This window comes from Paeniglutamicibacter sp. GQ140 (assembly GCF_059759235.1).
Window position 1 is genome coordinate 88078 of record NZ_JCAXDW010000016.1, and the last position, 19139, is coordinate 107216.

The window sequence follows — 19139 nt, forward strand, 5'->3', positions numbered from 1 at the left end:
CGGAGTCTAGTCGATGAAGTCGGTGCGGTCCCGCGGCCTGTCGCGGCCGATTTCGTGTTCCTCCCGCTGCTCGGCGGCCTCGACGACCGCCGCCAGCTCATCGGCAACGAGGGTCTCGCGCTTGAGGTGCCGCGTCCGGTATCCGGCGCGTCCGACCATGTGTGCCGAGACCGGCGCGGTGAGCAGCTGCAGCAACCAGGCCAGCACGAGCACCGGCAGCACCGCCCAGGAGCGCAGTTCCAGCCCGAGCGCCGCCAGCAGCAGGAACAGGCCCAGCACCTGCGGCTTGGTCGCGGCGTGCAGGCGCGAGAGCAGGTCGGGGAAGCGAAGCATGCCGATTCCCGCGGCCAGGGACATCAGGCAGCCGACGATCATGAACGTCCCGGCAACGATGTCGATGAGCGTGTCAAGCATCAGGCGTTCCTCCGATCCGTGACGAAGCGGGAAACCGTGACCGACCCGACGAACCCGACCAGGCAGGCCAGCAGCACAAAGACCAGGTTGTTGGCGTGCTGGTTGACGGTCATCTCGATGCAGAGCGCCGCGGAGATGATCAGGAGCAGCACGTCGGTGGCGATGACGCGCTCCAGGATGGACGGGCCCTTGGCCAGCCTGACGATGGCCAGGCAGGCCGCAATCGAGAGCGTGATTCCGCAAATCCACAGGACGATGTTCATGAAGGTGCTCCGTGTTCCTTGCTTGGTTCCGTCTTCTCGGCGTTCAGCGCCGCAAGTTCCTCGGCGGTGCCCATCATCCGGATCAGCCGTTCCTCGATCAGCAGGACCGATGCCCGGGCCTTTTCCACGCCCGCCTGGTCGTTGACGTTGAGCACGTGCAGGTACAGCGTGGAGGACCGTCGGTCCACCTCGACGACGTAGGATCCGGGCACCAGCGTCAGCACGTGGCCGACGAAGGTGACCAGCAGGTCAGACTCGGTGCGCAGCGTGACGGTGATGACCGCGCTGGTGGTCCGCGGCCCGCGGAACACCGCCAGGTACATGACCTCGAAGCTGGCCCGCGTCACGTCCCGCAGGAACGCCCCGATGAAGACCACGGCACGCCAGATGTTGAAACGCCCCGAAAGGATGATCGGCGGCAGGCGGAAGACCCGCACCAGCAGCAGCGAGATCAGCAGCCCGAACACCAGGTTTCCGATGGCAAAGTCCTGCCAGAGCGCGCCCCACACCAGCATCATCCCTACCAGCAGCGGAATCTCCTGGCGCAGCGTGGATCGCTGGCGCTGCCCGCTCTCGTCCTTGGCGTCGGCCAGACGTTGTTCCCTGCTCATCGTGCTTGCCCCTCTCCGGCTCCGAGGACGGCCTCGATGTAGTTGCCCTCATCGAGCATCTGTCCGGCCACCCTGTCGCTGAAGTCGAAGAGCGGCCCGGCAAACACCGTCAACGCCACGCCCACCAGCACCAGGGCGGCGGTCATGGCCAACATGCCGTTGGGCAGCAGGGCCGCGTTTCCGCGGTCGCTGTAGCGGCTGGCCGGTTCGTCGGCGACGATGTCGTAGGTGGCCCCGCGCGCCGCGGAAACGCCAACGAGCAGCAGCGGGTCCGGGTCCGAGGCGTCCTCGGCATCGCGCCAGAACGCCCTGTTCCAGATGCGGGCCACGGCCAGCAGGGTCAGCAGCGAGGTCAGCAGCGACACCGCCACCAGCACCCAGGCCATCGGGGTGCCCAGCTCGGCGCCGCCCTGGACCAGGCCGAGCTTGCCCAGGAACCCGGAGAACGGCGGGATGCCGCCCAGGTTCATGGCCGGGACGAAGAAGAGCAGCGCCAGCAACGGCGAAAGCTTGGCCAGCGAACCGAGCCGGTCGATGTTCGAGGTGCCGGCGCGGCGCTCGATGAGGCCCGCGACCAGGAACAGCGAGGTCTGCACCACGATGTGGTGGGCCACGTAGTAGATGGTCGCCCCGAGGCCCAGCTGGTTGCCCACGGCGACGCCGAAGATCAGGAAGCCGATGTGGCTGGTCAGCGTGAAGGAAAGCATGCGCTTGATGTCCGTCTGTGCCACGGCGCCGAGGATTCCCACCAGCATGGTCAGCCCGGCCACGACCATCAGCGCATCCGAGAGCCGGTTCCCGGGGAACAGCAGGGTCTCGGTGCGGATGATGGCATAGACGCCGACCTTGGTCAGCAGCCCGGCGAACACCGCGGTGACGGGGGCAGGGGCCGTCGGGTAGGAGTCGGGGAGCCAGAAGGACAGCGGGAAGACCGCGGCCTTGATCCCGAATGCCACCAGCAGCATCACGTGCAGCACCGTCTGGGTGCCTTCGGAGATCTGCGGCAGCTTCACCGCCAGGTCGGCCATGTTCACGGTGCCCACGGCCGCGTAGATCATGCCGATGGAGATGAGGAACAGCAGCGAGGAGGCCACCGAGACCACCACGTAGGTGGTTCCGGCGCGGATGCGCGCGGTGGTCCCGCCGAGCGTCAACAGCACGTAGGAGGCCGTCAGCAGGATCTCGAAGCCCACGTAGAGGTTGAACAGGTCCCCGGCCAGGAAGGCGTTGGACACGCCCGCCACCAGGATCAGGTAGGCCGGGTGGAAGATCGACACCGGCCCGTCCTCGTCCCCGTCGGCCAGGCCCTGGCTGGTGGCGTAGAGCAGCACGGCCAGGGAGACGATGGTGGAGACCACCAGCATGAAGGCGGAGAAGCCGTCAACGACCATGGAGATGCCGAAGGGCGGTGCCCAGCCGCCGAGGGTGACCGAGTAGGTCCCGCCGTCCCAGACCGTGGCCAGCATCCAGGCCTCGAGGCACAGGGTGATCACCAGCACGCCAATGGTGACCGCGCGCTGGGTGCGCCGCTTGCGGCGCAGGATGAAGGCAAGTGCCGCGCCGAAGATCGGCAGGGCCACCGCCAGCGGGGCGAATGAAACGGCGCTCAGTGGTGCATCGATCATGCGCTGGGCCCCGCTTCCTTGGTGTTCCCTGCAGGCACTGACTCGTCCCCCTCGAATTCGGTGGTGTCCTCCGGGACCGGGGAGTCTTCCTCGAAGTCGAAGGTCGACTGCTGCGAGACGCGAAGGTCCTCGTCGTCGTCGGCGACCACGTCGGCCCGGGAGATCACCCAGGAGCGGTAGATGATCCCCAGCATGAACGCTGTCACCGCGAAGGTGATCACGATGGCCGTGAGGATCAGTGCCTGGGGCAGCGGGTCGCTGTATTCCTGCGCGTCAAGCGCCGACTGGTACAGCGGGGCCTCGCCGCGGCGCCCGCCGGCCGAGAGGATCAGCAGGTTCACCCCGTTGCCCAGCACCACGATGCCCAGCAGCACCCGGGTGAGGGAACGTTCGAGCAGGAGGTAGATCCCCACGGCAAAAAGGATGCCCATCACTATGAGCAAGGTGATATTGGTGCTCAACGTCCCACTCCCGTCTCCGCGTCGGAAACCATGTCATGCGTGTCGGTGGGGCTGCGGCCCTCGGACCGGTCGTCGATCTCCGAGCCCAGGGAGCGCAGCACGTCGATGACCAGTCCGACCACCACCAGGTAGACCCCGATGTCGAAGATCGTCGAGGTCACGAACTTGTGCTCCCCGAAGAGCGGCCAGGTGAATTCGATGGCGGCGGAGGTGAACATCTGCGCGCCGAAGAACAGCGGCACCGCCGCCGTGAGCGCCGCGAGCCCCAGCCCGGTGCCCATCAGCGTCCCCGGGCTCACCGGGGTGGCCTCGGCCAGTTCCACCCGGCCACCGGCCAGGTAGCGGATGGTCAGCGCCAGCCCGGCCAGCAGGCCGCCGGCAAAGCCGCCGCCGGGGGTGTTGTGCCCCGCCAGCAGCAGGTACACGGAGGCCAGCAGGATGGTGTGGAAGAGCAGCCGGGTGACCACCTCGAAGGTGATGGACCGGCGCTCGGGCGCCAGCGTGTGGCCGGCCACCAGCCAGGAGTCGCGGGCGGAGGCAGCGAACGTCCTTGCCACTTTCAGCCCGGCGCGGCTCGGGTTCTTGCCGCCGATGGCCTCGGAGCCGTGGTCCACCGATCCGGAGGGCACCGCGGCGACGCGCAGCCGCTTGTCGCCGCGCCCGCGCACGAAGATCAGCGAGGCGACGCCGGTGGCGGCGGCCGCCAGCACCGTGATCTCGCCGAAGGTGTCCCAGGCGCGCATGTCCACCAGGGTCACGTTCACGATGTTCTTGCCCGCCCCGCCGGTGTAGGCAAGCTCCGGGTAGGCCAGCGAAATGGGGTCGGCCACGCGCGAGGCCATGGAGGTGGCGGCAATGTAGATCATCGACGCACCGAAGCCGATGCCGATCAGCGCACGGCCCAGCCGGTGTCCCGTGGGGTTCTTGGCCCACAGTTCCACGGGCAGCGCGCGCAGGGCCAGCACGAAGGCCACCAACACAATGGTTTCCACCAGGAGCTGGGTGACGGCCAGGTCGGGGGCGCCCTGCAGGGCGAAGATCGCCGCCATCCCGTAGCCGCTGACCGAAACCATCAACACGGCCAGGAAGCGCCGGTTGGCCTGCACCGCCCCGATGGCACCCACGACCATGATGAGCCCGATGACCAGCTGGGCGGGGTGGTCGAAGGCAATGAAGTTTCCCGGGGCGGGGGTGTTGAGCAAGATCGCGGTGGTCGCCGGAAGCACCAGCGCCACCGTCAGGATCACCACGAGGTAGAAGGACAGGGAACCGCGCTGGGTCCGGCCGGTGAGCCAGATCGCCAGGTTGTCCAGGATGGTGATCAGGAACTTGTAATCGCGTTCGGCATCGAAGACCGGCGGGACCCTGGACTGGAAGGCAAAGATCCTTTTGCGGCCCAGGAAGAGCAGCGCGCCGATGACCATGGTCAGAATGCTCAGGCCCAGCGCCGGGGTGAACCCGTGCCAGAGCCCCAGGTGGATGGGGTCCTCTGCGGGGCCGAACAGCCCGATGTACGGTGCGATGGCCCCCTCGAGCACCTGCGGGATCCAGGCGAAGACCACGGTGGCGGCGGTGAGCACGAGCAGCGGCGTGAGGAACAGCAGCGGCACTTTCGGGAAGGTGGTGGTCTTCATGCCTGCCTTGGCGGCAAAGCCGCCCCAGAGGAAACGCGCGGAGTAGGCGAAGGTCATCATGGCCCCGATGACCACGCCAATGAGCAGCACCACGCCGGTGGCGCCATTGCCCCGGGCATGTTCCAGCAGGGACTCGAAAACCGCTTCCTTGGCCACGAAGCCGAAGACCGGCGGGAATCCGGCCATGGAGGCCGCGGCAATGGCGGCAACGACAAACAGCAGCGGCGAGGACTTGTAGAGCCCGGAGAGCTGGTGGATGTCACGGGTGCCGGATTTGTGGTCGATGATCCCCACGATCAGGAAGAGCGTCGCCTTGAAGAAACCGTGGGCCAGCATCATCGCCAGGCCCGCCAGGTAGGCGTTGGGGGTGCCCATGCCAAGGATCAAGATCAGGAAGCCCAGCTGGGAGACCGTGCCGTAGGCCAGCAGCAGCTTGAGGTCGTGTTGCCGCAGCGCCCGCCAGCCGCCGATCAGCATGGTGGCCAGGCCGACCCACAGCAGCATGGGTTGCCAGAAGGCGGTCTGGTCGAAGCCGGGGGCAAGGCGGGCGACCAGGTAGATGCCTGCCTTGACCATGGCGGCCGCGTGCAGGTAGGCCGAGACCGGCGTCGGGGCGGCCATGGCACCGGGAAGCCAGAAGTGGAACGGGACCAACGCGGACTTGGAAATCGCACCGATCAGCACCAGGGCGATGGCCACGTCGATGTAGGTGCCCAGGGCGGTCAGTTCCGGGGCCATCGCCATGATCTCGGAGATGCGGTAGGTGCCGGCGGCGTGGCCGAGCATGATCAGGCCCGCCAGCATCGTCAGGCCGCCAAAGGTCGTGACCATCAGCGCGGTCAGGGCCGAACGCCGGGCACTCATGCGGGTGCGGTTGAACCCGATCAACAGGAACGACAGGATCGTGGTCAGTTCCCAGAAGATGAACAGCAGGAGCATGTCGTCGGCGGTCACCAGGCCGAACATTGACGCGGCGAAGGCCAGCAACTGGGCGCCGAAGGCGCCGGTGTGGGGATCCTCGTTCTTGAAATACCGTGCGCAGTAGAACAGCACCAGGGCACCGACCCCGAGCACCAGGAGGCACAACACCGCGGAAAGTGCATCCATCCGGAAATCCAGATGGGCATTCAGCGGGCCGATCCAGCTATAGAGCTCGGATGGGGGCGCGTTCGGCCCTCCGCTGGCAATGGACTGGTCGGTCCCGGTAAAGCTCGAAAAATTCGCCACAAGCCAGACAAAGGCCAACGCCGGGACGGCCGCCAAAACGTAGAACGTCGAACGGCCCAGAACTCGAAAAATGAATGGCGCAATTCCGGCAACGGCAAAAAGCGCAATCAGGACAAGGAGCACACGTATCTCCTATGGTCGGCGGGCCAGTGCCCTGGCGGCAAAACGGTCAAAAAGGCAGCTTTCAGCTTATCAGCCGACATCTCCCGCCAAGTGATTTGACCCGGGATTCAGCTGATGAAATGTTGGGGAATAATTCTTCTTTTCGGATTGTTTAAGACCCGTCCGGAAAAGGACATTCCGGCGGCACGCCGGGATGCATTATTTCGCTGCTTCCCCGTTGTTGGTTCGATGCGGCTACGATGCACCCATGAGCGAGTTTCCTGCGGCACCGTCGGCCTCGACCGACCGGCAGAGAATTATCACCAAACCAGTCATGGCGTGGGCTTCCTGGGACTGGGGGTCGGCCGCCATCAACGCCGTGATGACGACCTTTGTCTTCACGGTCTACCTGACCAGCGACCTCTTCGGGGACAAGGACGCCAACTCGGTGGTGCTGGGCAACGGGCTGGCGATCGCCGGGGTGGCAATCGCGCTGCTGGCCCCGGTGACCGGGCTGCGTTCGGATGCCGGGGGGCGCCGCCGCTTCTGGCTGGGTGTGAACACGGTGATCGTTGCGGTGCTCACCGCCGCCTGCTTCTTCGTCTTCCCCGAGCCGCGGTTCCTGGTCCTCGGCGTGACACTCATCGCGCTGGCCTCGGTCTTTTCCGAGTTTGCGACGGTGAACTACAACGCCATGCTGCCGCAGATCTCCACCCCCTCCACCATCGGCAAGGTCTCGGGCTTCGGCTGGGGCATGGGCTACCTCGGCGGCATCCTGGCCCTGGCCATCGTCCTGTTCACCCTGGTGACCCCGCTCTTCGACTGGGCGGGCGCTTCGGAGGCCGGTGCCCTGAACCTGCGACTTGTCGCGGTGTTCTCCGCGGTCTGGTTCCTGGGATTCGGCCTGCCGGTGCTCTTCGCGGTCCCCGAGATCCCTGGCGAATCGGGCGGGCCGCGCTTCACCATCCTGCAGTCCTACGCCGAGCTGTGGCGCCGGGTCGTCGCCCTGGCCCGCAAGGACCGCCATACCGTCTTCTTCCTTCTGGCCAGCGCGGTCTTCCGAGACGGGCTGGCCGCGGTGTTCACCTTCGGCGGGATCATCGCCGCGGGAACCTTCGGGTTCCCGCTGCAGCAGGTGATCATCTTCGCCATTGTCGGAAACGTCGTCGCGGCCCTCGGCGCCATGGTCGGAGGGCTGCTCGACGACAGGATCGGCCCCAAGCGCGTGATCATCGGCTCGCTGGTCGGGTTGCTGGTCGCCGGCCTGGGCGTCTTCCTCTCCCCCGGTGCCGCGGGCTTCTGGATCTTTGGTTTGCTGCTGTGCCTGTTCGTCGGCCCGGCCCAGTCATCCAGCCGGGCGTTCCTGGCCCGGCTGGCGCCGGTCGGTCAGGAGGGCGAGCTCTTCGGGCTCTACGCCACCACCGGCCGCGCCGTCAGCTTCCTGGCCCCCGCCCTCTTTGCCGCGGCCATCGCGCTGGCGTCCCCGCACGTGGCCGAGGCCCAGCGCTACGGCATCCTGGGCATCCTGGCGGTCCTGCTGCTCGGACTGCTCCTGCTGATCCCGGTGCGGGCACCGCGCCACGGCCCGACGCCGCTGGAACGTGGCCTTTGACCGGCGTTGGTGGTTCCATGGGAGCCATGGGCATCAATGAACCCGTGACAGTGACCGTGACCGGCGCCGGAGGACAGATTGGGTATGCGTTGCTCTTCCGCATCGCCTCGGGAGCCATGTTCGGGCCTGCGACCCCTGTCAGGCTGCGCTTGCTGGAGATCCCGGCCGGGCTGAAATCCGCCGAGGGCACCGCCCTCGAGCTGCAGGATTGTGCGTTCTCCAACCTGGATTCGATCGAGGTCACCGGCAATGCCGAGCGGGCCTTCGACGGCACCAATGTTGCGCTGCTGGTTGGTGCCCGGCCGCGTGGTCCGGGCATGGAGCGCGGGGACCTCCTCGCGGCCAATGGCGCCATCTTCGGCCCGCAGGGCGCCGCCATCAACGTCGGCGCCGCCGATGACGTGAGGGTCCTGGTGGTGGGCAATCCGGCGAACACCAACGCGTTGATCGCCGCCGCCCATGCACCGGATGTCCCGGCCGAGCGCTTCACCGCCATGACCCGCCTGGACCACAACCGGGCGCTCGGCCTGCTGGCCGGCACCCTGGATGTCGGGGTGGCCTCGATCGGCAACGTCATCATCTGGGGCAACCACTCGGCAACCCAGGTCCCCGACATCTCCCACGCCATCCTCACCGGCGCCGACGGCTCCCAACGCCCGCTGCCGGACGCCCTGGCCGAAGCCCTCGGCGGCACGGACAAGGTGGCGGCGTGGCTCGAGGGGACGTTCATTCCGCGGGTGGCCGGACGCGGGGCCGAGATCATCGAGGTCCGTGGGTCCTCCTCGGCGGCTTCGGCGGCCGCTGCGGCAATCGACCATGTCCACGACTGGGTCCTGGGAACCTCCGGTTCCTGGACGTCGGCGGCGGTACTTTCCGACGGGTCCTATGGCGTGCCGCGGGGACTGGTCAGTTCCTTCCCGGTGCATTCCCGCAACGGCGCCTGGGAGATCCAGCAGGGACTTTCGGTGGCCGCGGACGTGCGGGCCCGGATCGACAGCTCCCTCAAGGAGCTTGAAGCGGAACGCGACATGGTCAAGTCCCTGGGGCTCATCTAACGGGTTTTCCCGTGAAAAGGAAGTTTTTTCGTGGAGCGGAGCACTGTTTTGCAGCTGGACGGGCAGGAGGTTGCGGTGCGTGATGCGGTCCGGGGCGACCTTCCCGCGCTCCTGGCGATGCTCGCCGACGACCCCCTCGGGGCGTCGCGCGACCCGGTTGCCGACGCCGACGTGGACGTGGAGCCCTACCTCGCTGCCTTTGCCGCCATCGACAAGGATCCGGCACACCGGCTGCTGGTGTGCGAGAGCGCCGGACGCGTTGTCGCCATGCTGCAGCTGTCCTTCATTCCAGGTCTTTCCCGCCGCGGGGCCTGGCGCGCCCAGATCGAGGCGGTGCGCACCCACGCGGATTTCCGGGGGCTCGGCCTGGGCAGGGGCTTCATCCAGTGGGCCATCGAGCTGGCGCGCGACGGCGGCTGCTCACTGGTGCAATTGACCACCGACAAGAGCCGCTCCGATGCCCACCGCTTCTATGAACGGCTGGGGTTCGAGGCAAGCCACGAGGGCATGAAGCTGGTGCTCTAGGCTGGACCGGGCCAGGGCGACGCCTGGAACACGGGTGCGGGCCGGCGGAATCCTCCGCCGGCCCGCACCCGCATTTAGCTTTTGCCTAGTTTTCCAGCGTGGTCTTGTGGAAGTTCAGGTGGCTGCGCGACGCCGTGGGGCCGCGCTGTCCCTGGTAGCGGTTCCCGTAGGCTCCGGAACCGTAGGGGTGCTCGGCCGGGGAGGAGAGCTTGAAGAAGCACAGCTGCCCGATCTTCGATCCCGGCCACAGCTTGATGGGCAGGGTCGCCATGTTCGACAGTTCCAGGGTCACGTGTCCGGAGAACCCGGGGTCGATGAAGCCGGCCGTGGAGTGGGTCAACAGGCCAAGGCGGCCCAGCGAGCTCTTGCCCTCGAGGCGTGCGGCGATATCCGTGGGCAGCGTAACCGTTTCATAGGTCGAACCCAGGACGAATTCGCCGGGGTGCAGGATGAACGGCTCGTCCGGGTCGACTTCCACCAGCCTGGTCAGTTCCGGCTGGTCCAGCGCCGGATCGATGTGGGCGTATTTGTGGTTGTCGAAGAGCCGGAAGAACCGGTCAATCCTCACGTCCACGCTTGCCGGCTGGATCATCGCCGGGTCGAAGGGGTCCAACTTAATACGTTCGGAGGCCAGCTCGCGTCGAATATCACCATCAGAAATCAGCACAGTACCCAAAATATCCCATTTGGCGCGTGGTTCCGGCATCGGAGTCCTGGGTGGATGGGTGGCGACCGGCCGAGCGCGGGCTGCCTACGGGAATATGCACCCGCTTGGCATGGGCGGAATCACGCGGTCTGCGGTTATCCTGAAAGGGCTCCATCCAGTTTTCCCGAAGGGACATCGTGTCTTTGTTTCGTGCCGGCCTTCCCGCCATCCTGTTGGGCTCCGCCCTCGTGCTGGCGGCCCCGCTCGCCGCGCAGGCCGCCCCCGTGGACGCCGCGGCCATGAAGGTGCGCGCCGAAACGCGGTTGAAGGCACCGACCACCGATGAACTGACGAAGGACCAGGATTCCTACCTCGCCCTGGTGAGCAGGGACCATCCCTTGGATCCCGCGAACTACAAGCCGAAGGACCTGCGGACGGTGTCCGGCACCGGGATGGAATTGCGCAAGGATGCGGCAACGGCACTCGAGAAACTGCTCAAGGCCTCTCGCAAGGACGCCCAGTCGCTGAGCGTGCTCAGCGCGTACCGTTCCTACGACCGGCAGATCGCCCTGTTCAACGGATACAAGGCGCGCTACGGCACCGACTACGCCACCCGGATTTCCGCCCCGGCCGGAACCAGTGAACACCAGCTCGGACTGGCTGCGGACCTGGGGCTCAGCAGTGGCGTGTGCGACCTCAAGGCCTGCTTCGGCGAAACCGATGGCGGAAAATGGCTGGCTGCGAACGCGGCTGACTTTGGCTTCATCATTCGATACCCGTCCGACGGCGAAAAGGTGACAGGCTACAAGTACGAGCCGTGGCATCTGCGCTTTATCGGGGTCGACCAGGCAAAGGCCATGGAGAAGTCCAAGGCCGAGACCTTCGAGGCCTTCCACGCTGCCCTCGTCAAGGCGTCCAAGGTCAAGCCGCCCACCGCGGCCGAGATCAAGAAACAGCGCGAATCGCTGCTGATCCTGCGGTTCCTGCCGCCCTATCGCGACTGGTCGATCGGCTTCGACTTCGCGCGCTAGCGAGTAGCCCCGGCACCCCACCCGAATTCCGGCCACGGTGTGCGCCGCAATTCACGTAGTATGGCGCCCCGACGACGGGCCCAAGGCACGGCACGACGCAGCAAAAAGGCATCGGATGATGCGGGTTTGCGCCCGCATCATCCGATGCCTTGGGGATTTTTCCTGCCGCGGCCTACTTGGCGCGGACCGGGATGCCGGTGAAGGTCGGCTTCAGGGTCTCGGCGAAGAAGTCCTCGCCCTTGTTGTCAACCACGATGAACGCCGGGAAGTCCTCGACCTCGATCTTCCAGATTGCTTCCATGCCGAGTTCCTCGTATTCGACGACCTCGACCTTTTTGATGCAGTCCAGGGCCAGGCGTGCCGCAGGTCCGCCGATGGAACCCAGGTAGAAGCCGCCGTGGGCGTTGCATGCGTCGGTAACCTGCTTGGAACGGTTGCCCTTGGCCAGCATGACCATGGAACCGCCGGCCGCCTGGAACTGGTCCACGTAGGAGTCCATGCGTCCGGCAGTGGTGGGCCCGAAGGAACCCGAGGCCATGCCTTCGGGGGTCTTGGCCGGACCTGCATAGTAGACCGGGTGGTCCTTGAGGTACTGGGGCATCTCCTCGCCGGCATCCAGGCGTTCCTTGATCTTGGCGTGTGCGATGTCGCGGGCCACGACCAGCGGGCCGGACAGCGACAGGCGGGTCTTGACCGGGTGCTTGTCCAGCTCGGCAAGGATCTGCGCCATCGGCTGGTTCAGGTCGATCTTGACCACCGAGGATCCACCGGTGCCGGTGACGCCGTCGGTCTCCTCGTCGTGGGCTGCCAGCGCCGGGTGCGATGCCTCGGGCATGAAGCGCGCCGGATCGGTCTCCAGCTGCTCCACGAACACGCCGTCGGCGGTGATCTTGGCCAGCATCTGCCTATCGGCGGAGCAGGAGACCGCAATGGCCACCGGCAGCGAGGCACCGTGGCGCGGCAAACGAACAACACGCACGTCGTGGCAGAAGTACTTGCCGCCGAACTGGGCACCGATGCCGAAGTGGCGGGTCAGCTCAAGGACCTTTTCCTCCAGGTCGATGTCGCGGAAGCCGCGTCCGGTCATGGCGCCGGTCGTGGGCAGGTTGTCCAGGTACTTGGCCGAACCGTACTTGGCGGTCTTCAGCGCGAACTCGGCGGAGGTGCCGCCGATGACGATGGAGAGATGGTACGGCGGGCAGGCGGCCGTGCCCAGCGAGCGCAGCTTCTCGTCGAGGAACTTCAGCATGGCGTTCTCATTGAGGATCGCCTTGGTTTCCTGGTAGAGGAAGGACTTGTTGGCCGAGCCGCCGCCCTTGGCCATGAACAGGAACTTGTACTGGTTCTCGTGTCCCGGCTCGGTGTCGGCGTAAAGCTCGATCTGCGCGGGCAGGTTGTTGCCCGTGGACTTTTCTTCCCACGTGGTCAGCGGGGCCAGCTGCGAGTAGCGCAGGTTCAGCGTGGTGTAGGCGTCGTAGATGCCCTTGGACAGGGCCTTTTCGTCCGTGCCGGCGGTCAGCACGTGCTGGCCGCGCTTGCCCATGACGATTGCCGTTCCGGTGTCCTGGCACATCGGCAGGATGCCGCCGGCTGCGATGTTGGCGTTCTTCAGCAGGTCCAGCGCGACGAACTTGTCGTTCGGGCTGGCGTCCTCGTCGTCGAGGATGTTGCGCAGCTGCTGCAGGTGCGCCGGGCGCAGGTAGTGGGAGATGTCGTGAAGTGCGGTGGTGGCCAGGTTTTCCAGCGCCTCCGGATCCACTTCGAGGAAGGTCCGGCCGCCGGGGCCCTCGACGGTGCGCACGCCATCGGTGGAAATCTGGCGGTAGGTGGTCTCGTCCGCCCCGATGGGCAGGATGTCTTCATACTGGAATTCGGGCATGGGCTTCCTTGCAAAAGATTCAATTCGTTTCCCCCTAGTTTAGGACGGTTGGGCGAACAACCAGACATCGGGTTGCGCCGACGGGCGCAATGTAGACATGCTTGGGTGCATGAGTGAAGAGAACCAGCAAGCCAAGTCCACCGCAGGCACCGACGACATCCAGGCTGCCTTGGGCATCGAGCCGACGGTTACCGGCAATGAACCGGCCACCCATTTTGAAATGATGATCCGTGCCGCACAGAACGACCCCGCCCTCAACGGCCAAGTCATCGCCTCGTTGATGAACTCGGAAGTATATTTCCTCAGTCGCGAGGAGGTCGCCGGCGAGGCCACGAATGCCCAGCCGATGATCTTGCAGAACGCCTCGGGCGAACCGGTGATCGCCCTGTTCACGCATCTGGCCCGGATCCCCGGCGCCTACATTGACGTCGCCCCGTATGGCGTCCAGGTGCTCGGCGGGACAGTCGTCCGCTCGCTGCAGGACACCGGGCTGGTCATCAACCCCGGGCATGAGCTGTGCTTTGAAATCGATGCCGCCGGGGTGAGGACCATCCGGGAGGAATTCAACCTCGACGGAACGCTGAAGAAGCCCTCCGGCGAGGGAAACAAGTAACCCTGCCCCGTCGCCGTATCCGCGCCTCCGTTTTGCGTGTCCTGCGGACTAGAGTGGGAGCATGGATTTTGAAGATACGTCGTTGCCCGGGCTCGGCGTCCGTCGCGAAATAATCCTCGCGTCAGGGCGCCGGGTGGGCGTGGTGATCCTGCGTGATGGAACCATGCAGTTGATCATTTCCCAGCGCGATGACCCCGACGCCTGCGCCGCGTCCATTCCGTTGAGCGTTGAGGAAGCCGGCGCCATCGGTGCCATGCTCGGCGCCCCGCAGCTGGTGACCCAGCTGACGGACCAACATCGCGACCTGCCCGGGGTCAACACCCAGCAATTCGTCCTGAGCCACGAGAGCCCCTACGTCAACCAGACCCTGGGCGACACCCGCCTGCGGACCCGTACGGGAACCTCTGTTGTCGCCATTTCCCGCAGCGGAAAGGTGTTCCCCTCCCCCACACCCGATTTTGAGCTCAATGGGGGGGACGTCCTGATCATTGTCGGCACCTCCGCAGGGCTGGAAAACGCAGCGCACCTGATCAACGACGGCTAAGGGGAGGTGCACGGTTCATGCACGGCACTGCGCTAATACTCGTTGAGCTCGGCGCCGTTTTCTTGGGGCTTGGCCTGCTGGGACGCCTGGCAGCACGAATCGGGATGTCACCGGTTCCGTTGTATCTGCTCGGCGGCCTGCTCTTTGGCAGCGGTGGCGTGGTCAACCTGGCCGGGGTTTCGGAGTTCGGGGAGATCGCCAGCGAAATCGGGGTGATCCTGCTCCTGCTCATGCTGGGGCTGGAATACACCGCCCGCGAGCTTGTCACTGGGCTGAAAAGTTCGTGGCTCGCGGGAGTCGTTGACCTGGTCCTGAATTTCACCCCGGGAGCCGGGCTGGCACTGATCATGGGCTGGGGCGTCACCGGGGCCTTGGTCCTTGGCGGCGTCACCTACGTGTCGTCCTCCGGCATCATCGCCAAGGTGCTCTCCGACCTGGGCAGGCTGGGCAACCGCGAGACCCCGGTGGTGCTTTCCATCCTGGTGCTCGAGGACCTCGCCATGGCCATCTACCTGCCGGTGCTCACCGCCACCCTGGCCGGGCTCGGATTTCTGGGCGGTTTGCGTGCGGTGGGCATTGCGATGGGCACCATCACGCTGGTGCTGTTGGCCGCGTTGCGCTTCGGGCCGCAGATTTCGCGGCTGATCCATTCCTCGGACCGGGAAAACTTCCTGCTCAAGCTCATCGGGGCGGCGTTGCTGGTCGCGGGGCTGGCATCGGCGCTGCAGGTCTCCGCGGCGGTGGGCGCCTTCATGCTCGGCATTGCCATTTCCGGGTCGACCGCGCACTCGGCAACCAAGGTGCTTGAACCGCTGAGGGACCTTTTTGCCGCCATGTTCTTTGTGGTCTTCGGGCTGAACACCGATCCGACCAGCATTCCCGCGGTCCTGCCGATGGCCATCTTGTTGGCCATCGTCACCTCGTTGACGAAGGTCGCCACCGGGGTCTGGGCGGCAAAGCGGGCCGGCATCGGGATACCGGGACGGGTCCGCGCCGGTGTCGCGCTGATCGCCCGCGGCGAGTTTTCCATTGTCATTGCCGGACTGGCCGTGGCCTCCGGTGCCATCACCGGCGAACTTGCCGCGCTGGCAACGGCCTACGTGCTGCTGTTGGCGGTCCTGGGGCCGGTGGCGGCCCGCCTGGCCGAGCCGCTGGCCAGGCCGTTCATGCCCAAGGCGTCGCCGGCACCCGACGTCGCTTTTTGACGCGCCGGGATTCCCGATTAGGTTTTGGCACCCCACTTTGGGATATGCTGTTTTTTGCCCGGGACGCCAATAGGCTTCCCGGAGCACTGCGGGCGTAGCTCAATGGTAGAGCGCCAGCTTCCCAAGCTGGACACGCGGGTTCGATTCCCGTCGCCCGCTCGCTATGAAATTGGGACCCGGCCTGCGGCCGGGTCCCAATGCGTTAAGGGGCACCCCTCGGTGCGGTGCGCCGAATAGGGGAAAGTGGGAATCCGAGTCCAATGAATGGCGTACTCTCTGGTTTTGCCGTGGTGTGGACGGTCATCGTCGTGGGTTACTTCGTCGGTCGAAGCGGCGTGCTGGGGGAAAACGCCCGGTATGTGCTGAACCGCCTGACCTTCTTCGTGGCCAGCCCCGCATTGTTGTTCACCACCCTGGCGGAGTCGGATCCCGCTTCGGTGCTTGGCCCCTTCCTGGGAGTTGCGGCGATGTCGTCCCTGGCCACGGCCGTCGTCTTCGTGCTGGTTACCCGATGGTGGCTGCGCCGCGACCTGACCGAGTCGACCATTGGCGCGATGAGTGCCTCCACCGTGAACTCGGCAAACCTCGGACTGCCCATCGCCCTCTATGTCCTGGGTGACATGGCACATGCTGCGCCGGTGATCCTGTGGCAACTGGCGTTGTTCTCCCCGGTGTGCCTGGCCATCCTGGACGCCAGCACCTCCAGGCACCGCACCACCGTGTTTTCCATGTTGGTCCAGACGCTGAAGAACCCGATGATCGTCGGTTCCCTGGCCGGCCTGGTGTGCGCGCTGTTCGATTTGACGCTCCCCCAGCCGCTGGCCGACCCGATCGAGTTGATCGCCGGCGCCTCCATTCCGGCCATGCTCATTGCCTTCGGCATTTCCCTGGTTGGATCCAAGCCCTTGGAGGCCTCGGGCGGGCGGCGAGCCGACACGCTGCTGGCCACGGGCATGAAACTGTTTTTCCAGCCCGTCGTTGCCTGGGCCCTGTCGGTTTGGCTCTTCCGGCTGGATAGAGACGCCGTGTTTGTCGCGGTGATCATGGCGGCACTTCCCACCGCCCAAAACATCTTCGTGACCGCCTCGCGCTACGAGCGCGGCGTGGTGCTCGCCAAGGACACCGTCCTGCTCACCACCATCGTCGCCGTCCCGGCCATGATGTTCATTCCCCTGCTGCTGGCCTGAGCGATACGGATCGGCCGGTTTGGACGGCCCTTCGACGCACGGGGGAATAAAAGGCTTATGCCAGCCCCACCTCCGTGTTAGCGTCTGATCAGGATTCATTTGGCCACGCGGAACGCGGCCCCTTGCCCCAAGGGACCCGCTCCCCCCGCCGGCGCTTGAACAATCGCCACCGAAAGGACCGTTTCCCATGAAACGTCAAATCATCGCCTTAATGACAACGGCAGTGCTCGCCCTGGCTGCCACCGGATGCGGCGGCTCGACCGAGCCCTCGGGATCGCCGGCGGCCACCGGAACCGCCACCGGCCTGACCCTGAAGCAGGTCCAGGACGCGGGTGTCCTGAAGGTCGGCACCGAAGGCACCTACAAGCCGTTCTCCTTCCACGAGGGCGGGACCGGCGCATTGACCGGCTTCGACGTGGAAATCGTGACTGCCGTGGCCCAAAAGCTCGGCGTTGAGCCCAAGTTCGAGGAATCCCAGTGGGACGCGATCTTTGCCGGGCTGGAGGCGGGACGCTTCGACGTCATCGCCAACCAGGTCTCCATAACCCCGGAGCGTGAGGCCAAGTACGAATTCTCCAAGCCCTACACCGTGAGCACCGGCGTCATCGTGACCGAGGCCGGGAACAGCGATATTTCCTCCTTCGCGGACCTGAAGGGCAAGACCACCGCCCAGTCGCTGACGAGCAACTGGAACACGCTGGCCAAGGACTCGGGGGCCAATGTCGAAGCCGTGGAAGGGTGGGCCCAGGCCATCACGCTGCTGAAGCAAGGTCGCGTGGATGCCACCATCAACGACAAGCTGACTTACCTGGATTCGCAGAAGACCAAGCAGGACGACGGCATCAAGATCGCCGCAGAAACCACCGACAAGTCACTCAGTGCCGTGACATTCCGCCAGGGCAGCGACGACCTGGTCAAGGCCGTGGACAAGGCCCTGGACGAGCTCGCCGCGGACGGCACCCTGGCCAAGATCTCCGAGAAGTACTTCGGGGCCGACGTCACCAAGTAGTACCCGGCATCGCCGCGGGCCGCATCCCTGCGGCCCGCGACCCCACCTTGCAAAGGAGTACTGCCCATGGATGTCGATTGGGAGCTTGTCGGCAGTTCGCTTTGGCCCATCGTCCAGGGAGGGCTGGTCGGGACCATTCCCCTGTCGCTGCTGAGCTTCGCCATCGGCCTGGCGATCGCGCTGGTCGTGGCGCTGATGCGGCTGAGCCGCAACCCGGTGGTCTCGTTCATCGCCCGCGCCTACATCTCTGTGATCCGCGGGACCCCGCTGCTGGTGCAGCTTTTCGTGATCTTCTTCGGTTTGCCGTCCATCGGGGTGACCCTGGACCCCTGGCCCAGCGCCGTCATCGCCTTCTCGCTGAACGTGGGCGGCTACGCGGCCGAAGTGATCCGCGCGGCCATCCTCGCGGTGGCCAAGGGCCAGTGGGAGGCCGGCTACACCATCGGCATGTCGCGCACCACCACGCTGCGCCGGGTGATCCTGCCGCAGGCCGCAAGGGTGTCGGTGCCCCCGCTGTCGAACACCTTCATCTCCCTGGTCAAGGACACCTCCCTGGCCTCGCTGATCCTGTTCACCGAGCTGTTCCGCAGGGCCCAGGAAATCGCCGCCTTCAGCCAGGAATTCCTGCTGGTGTACATCGAGGCGGCCGTGGTCTATTGGGTGGTCTGCCTGGTGCTTTCCGCCGGCCAGACACGACTGGAAAGAAGGCTTGACCGCTATGTCGCACACTAGCCCCGGCACGAATGCCCCCGCGCTGCTGAAGGTGACCGACCTGCAGAAGAGCTTCGGGGACCACCAGGTCCTCAAGTCCATCGACCTGCAAATCGGCAAGGGACAGGTGCTTGCGCTGATCGGCCCCTCGGGCTCCGGCAAGACGACGGTGCTGCGCTGCCTGAACGGCTTGGAGATCCCGGACGGCGGCGAGGTTGCCTTCAGCGACGGGCCCGCCGTGGCCTTCGATCGCGGGACGACTCAAAAGCAGGCGCAGGTCCTGCGCACCCGCAGCGCCATGGTCTTCCAGAACTACAATCTCTTTCCCCACATGACGGTGCTGGAGAACGTGATAGAGGGCCCTGTCCAGGTGCAGCGGCGCAAGCGCAAGGAGGCGGTTGCCGAAGCGGAGGTGCTGCTGGCGCGGGTCGGGCTGGAAGCCAAGCGCGACCAGTACCCGCACCAGCTCTCCGGCGGGCAGCAGCAGCGGGTCGGCATTGTCCGGGCGCTGGCCCTCCGGCCCTCGCTGCTGCTCTTTGACGAGCCGACCTCGGCGTTGGACCCGGAACTGGTCGGAGACGTGCTGAAGGTGATCAAGGAGTTGGCCGACGAGGGCTGGACCATGGTCCTGGTGACCCACGAGCTGGCCTTTGCCCGCGAGGTCGCCGACGAGGTCGTCTTCATGGACCAGGGCGTGGTGGTCGAGCGCGGCCACCCCGAGGTCGTGTTGCGGGCTCCGCAAAACGAACGCACCCAGCAATTCGTGCACCGCCTGCTCAACCCGT

The 19139-nt window shown here is 65.9% G+C and carries 19 protein-coding genes and 1 tRNA gene; 12 read left to right on the plus strand and 8 right to left on the minus strand.

Annotation, left to right across the window (positions count from 1 at the left end; translation table 11 throughout):
- Positions 1-6: 6 nt before the first annotated feature.
- From mnhG to AC6CHY_RS18295, 6 genes are read right to left on the minus strand one after another with little or no spacing between them, the layout of a single operon-like run.
- Positions 7-414 carry a monovalent cation/H(+) antiporter subunit G gene (mnhG, locus tag AC6CHY_RS18270; RefSeq protein ID WP_217390139.1) on the minus strand — a complete coding sequence of 136 codons (408 nt, stop codon included), beginning with the start codon at positions 412-414 and terminating at the stop codon, positions 7-9.
- Positions 414-677 carry an MrpF/PhaF family protein gene (locus tag AC6CHY_RS18275; RefSeq protein ID WP_217390137.1) on the minus strand — a complete coding sequence of 88 codons (264 nt, stop codon included), beginning with the start codon at positions 675-677 and terminating at the stop codon, positions 414-416. The genes mnhG and AC6CHY_RS18275 overlap by 1 nt, the downstream gene beginning before the upstream one ends.
- The gene (locus AC6CHY_RS18280) at positions 674-1288 is read right to left on the minus strand and encodes a Na+/H+ antiporter subunit E (protein ID WP_217390135.1); all 615 of its coding nucleotides are present in this window, start codon (positions 1286-1288) and stop codon (positions 674-676) included. Before AC6CHY_RS18280 ends, AC6CHY_RS18275 begins: the two co-directional genes overlap by 4 nt.
- Positions 1285-2913 (minus strand): Na+/H+ antiporter subunit D, encoded by a 1629-nt coding sequence (locus AC6CHY_RS18285; RefSeq protein ID WP_498227721.1) that lies wholly within the window; start codon positions 2911-2913, stop codon positions 1285-1287. Before AC6CHY_RS18285 ends, AC6CHY_RS18280 begins: the two co-directional genes overlap by 4 nt.
- Positions 2910-3374: a Na(+)/H(+) antiporter subunit C gene (locus tag AC6CHY_RS18290; RefSeq protein WP_498227723.1), complete on the minus strand. Its 465-nt coding sequence runs from the start codon at positions 3372-3374 to the stop codon at positions 2910-2912. Before AC6CHY_RS18290 ends, AC6CHY_RS18285 begins: the two co-directional genes overlap by 4 nt.
- Positions 3371-6358 carry a Na+/H+ antiporter subunit A gene (locus AC6CHY_RS18295; protein ID WP_217390131.1) on the minus strand — a complete coding sequence of 996 codons (2988 nt, stop codon included), beginning with the start codon at positions 6356-6358 and terminating at the stop codon, positions 3371-3373. The genes AC6CHY_RS18290 and AC6CHY_RS18295 overlap by 4 nt, the downstream gene beginning before the upstream one ends.
- Before the next feature lie 247 nt (positions 6359-6605).
- Between AC6CHY_RS18295 and AC6CHY_RS18300 the strand changes: the two genes are divergently transcribed.
- The 3 genes from AC6CHY_RS18300 to AC6CHY_RS18310 all read left to right on the plus strand — a co-directional run bounded on the left by AC6CHY_RS18300 (position 6606) and on the right by AC6CHY_RS18310 (position 9529).
- Positions 6606-7949 carry an MFS transporter gene (locus tag AC6CHY_RS18300; RefSeq protein ID WP_498227725.1) on the plus strand — a complete coding sequence of 448 codons (1344 nt, stop codon included), beginning with the start codon at positions 6606-6608 and terminating at the stop codon, positions 7947-7949.
- Between the two features lie 26 nt (positions 7950-7975).
- Positions 7976-9004, plus strand: coding sequence for a malate dehydrogenase (locus AC6CHY_RS18305; RefSeq protein ID WP_498227727.1), 1029 nt, complete (start codon positions 7976-7978; stop codon positions 9002-9004).
- 117 nt (positions 9005-9121) lie between these two features.
- Complete coding sequence (locus AC6CHY_RS18310; RefSeq protein WP_498227743.1) at positions 9122-9529, plus strand: GNAT family N-acetyltransferase; 408 nt, start codon at positions 9122-9124, stop codon at positions 9527-9529.
- An 85-nt stretch (positions 9530-9614) separates the two neighbouring features.
- Here the strand turns inward: AC6CHY_RS18310 and dcd are convergent, their stop codons facing one another.
- The gene (gene dcd / locus AC6CHY_RS18315) at positions 9615-10196 is read right to left on the minus strand and encodes a dCTP deaminase (protein WP_217390125.1); all 582 of its coding nucleotides are present in this window, start codon (positions 10194-10196) and stop codon (positions 9615-9617) included.
- Between the two features lie 176 nt (positions 10197-10372).
- On the opposite strand from dcd, the gene AC6CHY_RS18320 reads away from it, so the two are divergent.
- Positions 10373-11206: a M15 family metallopeptidase gene (locus AC6CHY_RS18320; protein WP_498227729.1), complete on the plus strand. Its 834-nt coding sequence runs from the start codon at positions 10373-10375 to the stop codon at positions 11204-11206.
- A gap of 172 nt (positions 11207-11378) precedes the next feature.
- On the opposite strand, the gene AC6CHY_RS18325 is transcribed toward AC6CHY_RS18320, so the two are convergent.
- Positions 11379-13085 carry a fumarate hydratase gene (locus tag AC6CHY_RS18325; protein WP_217390121.1) on the minus strand — a complete coding sequence of 569 codons (1707 nt, stop codon included), beginning with the start codon at positions 13083-13085 and terminating at the stop codon, positions 11379-11381.
- 109 nt (positions 13086-13194) lie between these two features.
- On the opposite strand from AC6CHY_RS18325, the gene AC6CHY_RS18330 reads away from it, so the two are divergent.
- The 8 genes from AC6CHY_RS18330 to AC6CHY_RS18365 all read left to right on the plus strand — a co-directional run.
- On the plus strand, positions 13195-13698 hold the full coding sequence (locus AC6CHY_RS18330) for an SseB family protein (protein ID WP_217390119.1): 504 nt from the start codon (positions 13195-13197) through the stop codon (positions 13696-13698).
- Between the two features lie 61 nt (positions 13699-13759).
- Entirely contained in the window at positions 13760-14242 is a 483-nt protein-coding gene (locus AC6CHY_RS18335; RefSeq protein WP_217390117.1) for a cation:proton antiporter regulatory subunit, read from the plus strand.
- Positions 14243-14259: 17 nt separating this feature from the next.
- On the plus strand, positions 14260-15447 hold the full coding sequence (locus tag AC6CHY_RS18340) for a cation:proton antiporter (RefSeq protein WP_217390115.1): 1188 nt from the start codon (positions 14260-14262) through the stop codon (positions 15445-15447).
- An 88-nt stretch (positions 15448-15535) separates the two neighbouring features.
- Positions 15536-15606: transfer RNA gene (locus AC6CHY_RS18345), tRNA-Gly, on the plus strand.
- Between the two features lie 101 nt (positions 15607-15707).
- Positions 15708-16634 (plus strand): AEC family transporter, encoded by a 927-nt coding sequence (locus AC6CHY_RS18350; RefSeq protein ID WP_498227731.1) that lies wholly within the window; start codon positions 15708-15710, stop codon positions 16632-16634.
- Positions 16635-16821: 187 nt separating this feature from the next.
- Positions 16822-17643 carry an amino acid ABC transporter substrate-binding protein gene (locus AC6CHY_RS18355; protein ID WP_217390110.1) on the plus strand — a complete coding sequence of 274 codons (822 nt, stop codon included), beginning with the start codon at positions 16822-16824 and terminating at the stop codon, positions 17641-17643.
- Between the two features lie 66 nt (positions 17644-17709).
- Positions 17710-18375, plus strand: coding sequence for an amino acid ABC transporter permease (locus AC6CHY_RS18360; RefSeq protein WP_498227733.1), 666 nt, complete (start codon positions 17710-17712; stop codon positions 18373-18375).
- Positions 18362-19139: amino acid ABC transporter ATP-binding protein (locus AC6CHY_RS18365; RefSeq protein ID WP_498227735.1), on the plus strand; the 778-nt coding region annotated here is incomplete at its 3' end. The genes AC6CHY_RS18360 and AC6CHY_RS18365, both read left to right, overlap by 14 nt.

Bases quoted from the DNA above. Each gene is read 5' to 3' on its own strand.
- mnhG (WP_217390139.1), bottom strand. From the start codon at position 414: ATGCTTGACACGCTCATCGACATCGTTGCCGGGACGTTCATGATCGTC.
- AC6CHY_RS18275 (WP_217390137.1), bottom strand. From the start codon at position 677: ATGAACATCGTCCTGTGGATTTGCGGAATCACGCTCTCGATTGCGGCC.
- AC6CHY_RS18280 (WP_217390135.1), bottom strand. From the start codon at position 1,288: ATGAGCAGGGAACAACGTCTGGCCGACGCCAAGGACGAGAGCGGGCAG.
- AC6CHY_RS18285 (WP_498227721.1), bottom strand. From the start codon at position 2,913: ATGATCGATGCACCACTGAGCGCCGTTTCATTCGCCCCGCTGGCGGTG.
- AC6CHY_RS18300 (WP_498227725.1), top strand. From the start codon at position 6,606: ATGAGCGAGTTTCCTGCGGCACCGTCGGCCTCGACCGACCGGCAGAGA.
- AC6CHY_RS18305 (WP_498227727.1), top strand. From the start codon at position 7,976: ATGGGCATCAATGAACCCGTGACAGTGACCGTGACCGGCGCCGGAGGA.
- AC6CHY_RS18310 (WP_498227743.1), top strand. From the start codon at position 9,122: ATGCTCGCCGACGACCCCCTCGGGGCGTCGCGCGACCCGGTTGCCGAC.
- AC6CHY_RS18325 (WP_217390121.1), bottom strand. From the start codon at position 13,085: ATGCCCGAATTCCAGTATGAAGACATCCTGCCCATCGGGGCGGACGAG.
- AC6CHY_RS18330 (WP_217390119.1), top strand. From the start codon at position 13,195: ATGAGTGAAGAGAACCAGCAAGCCAAGTCCACCGCAGGCACCGACGAC.
- AC6CHY_RS18335 (WP_217390117.1), top strand. From the start codon at position 13,760: ATGGATTTTGAAGATACGTCGTTGCCCGGGCTCGGCGTCCGTCGCGAA.
- AC6CHY_RS18340 (WP_217390115.1), top strand. From the start codon at position 14,260: ATGCACGGCACTGCGCTAATACTCGTTGAGCTCGGCGCCGTTTTCTTG.
- AC6CHY_RS18350 (WP_498227731.1), top strand. From the start codon at position 15,708: ATGAATGGCGTACTCTCTGGTTTTGCCGTGGTGTGGACGGTCATCGTC.
- AC6CHY_RS18355 (WP_217390110.1), top strand. From the start codon at position 16,822: ATGAAACGTCAAATCATCGCCTTAATGACAACGGCAGTGCTCGCCCTG.
- AC6CHY_RS18360 (WP_498227733.1), top strand. From the start codon at position 17,710: ATGGATGTCGATTGGGAGCTTGTCGGCAGTTCGCTTTGGCCCATCGTC.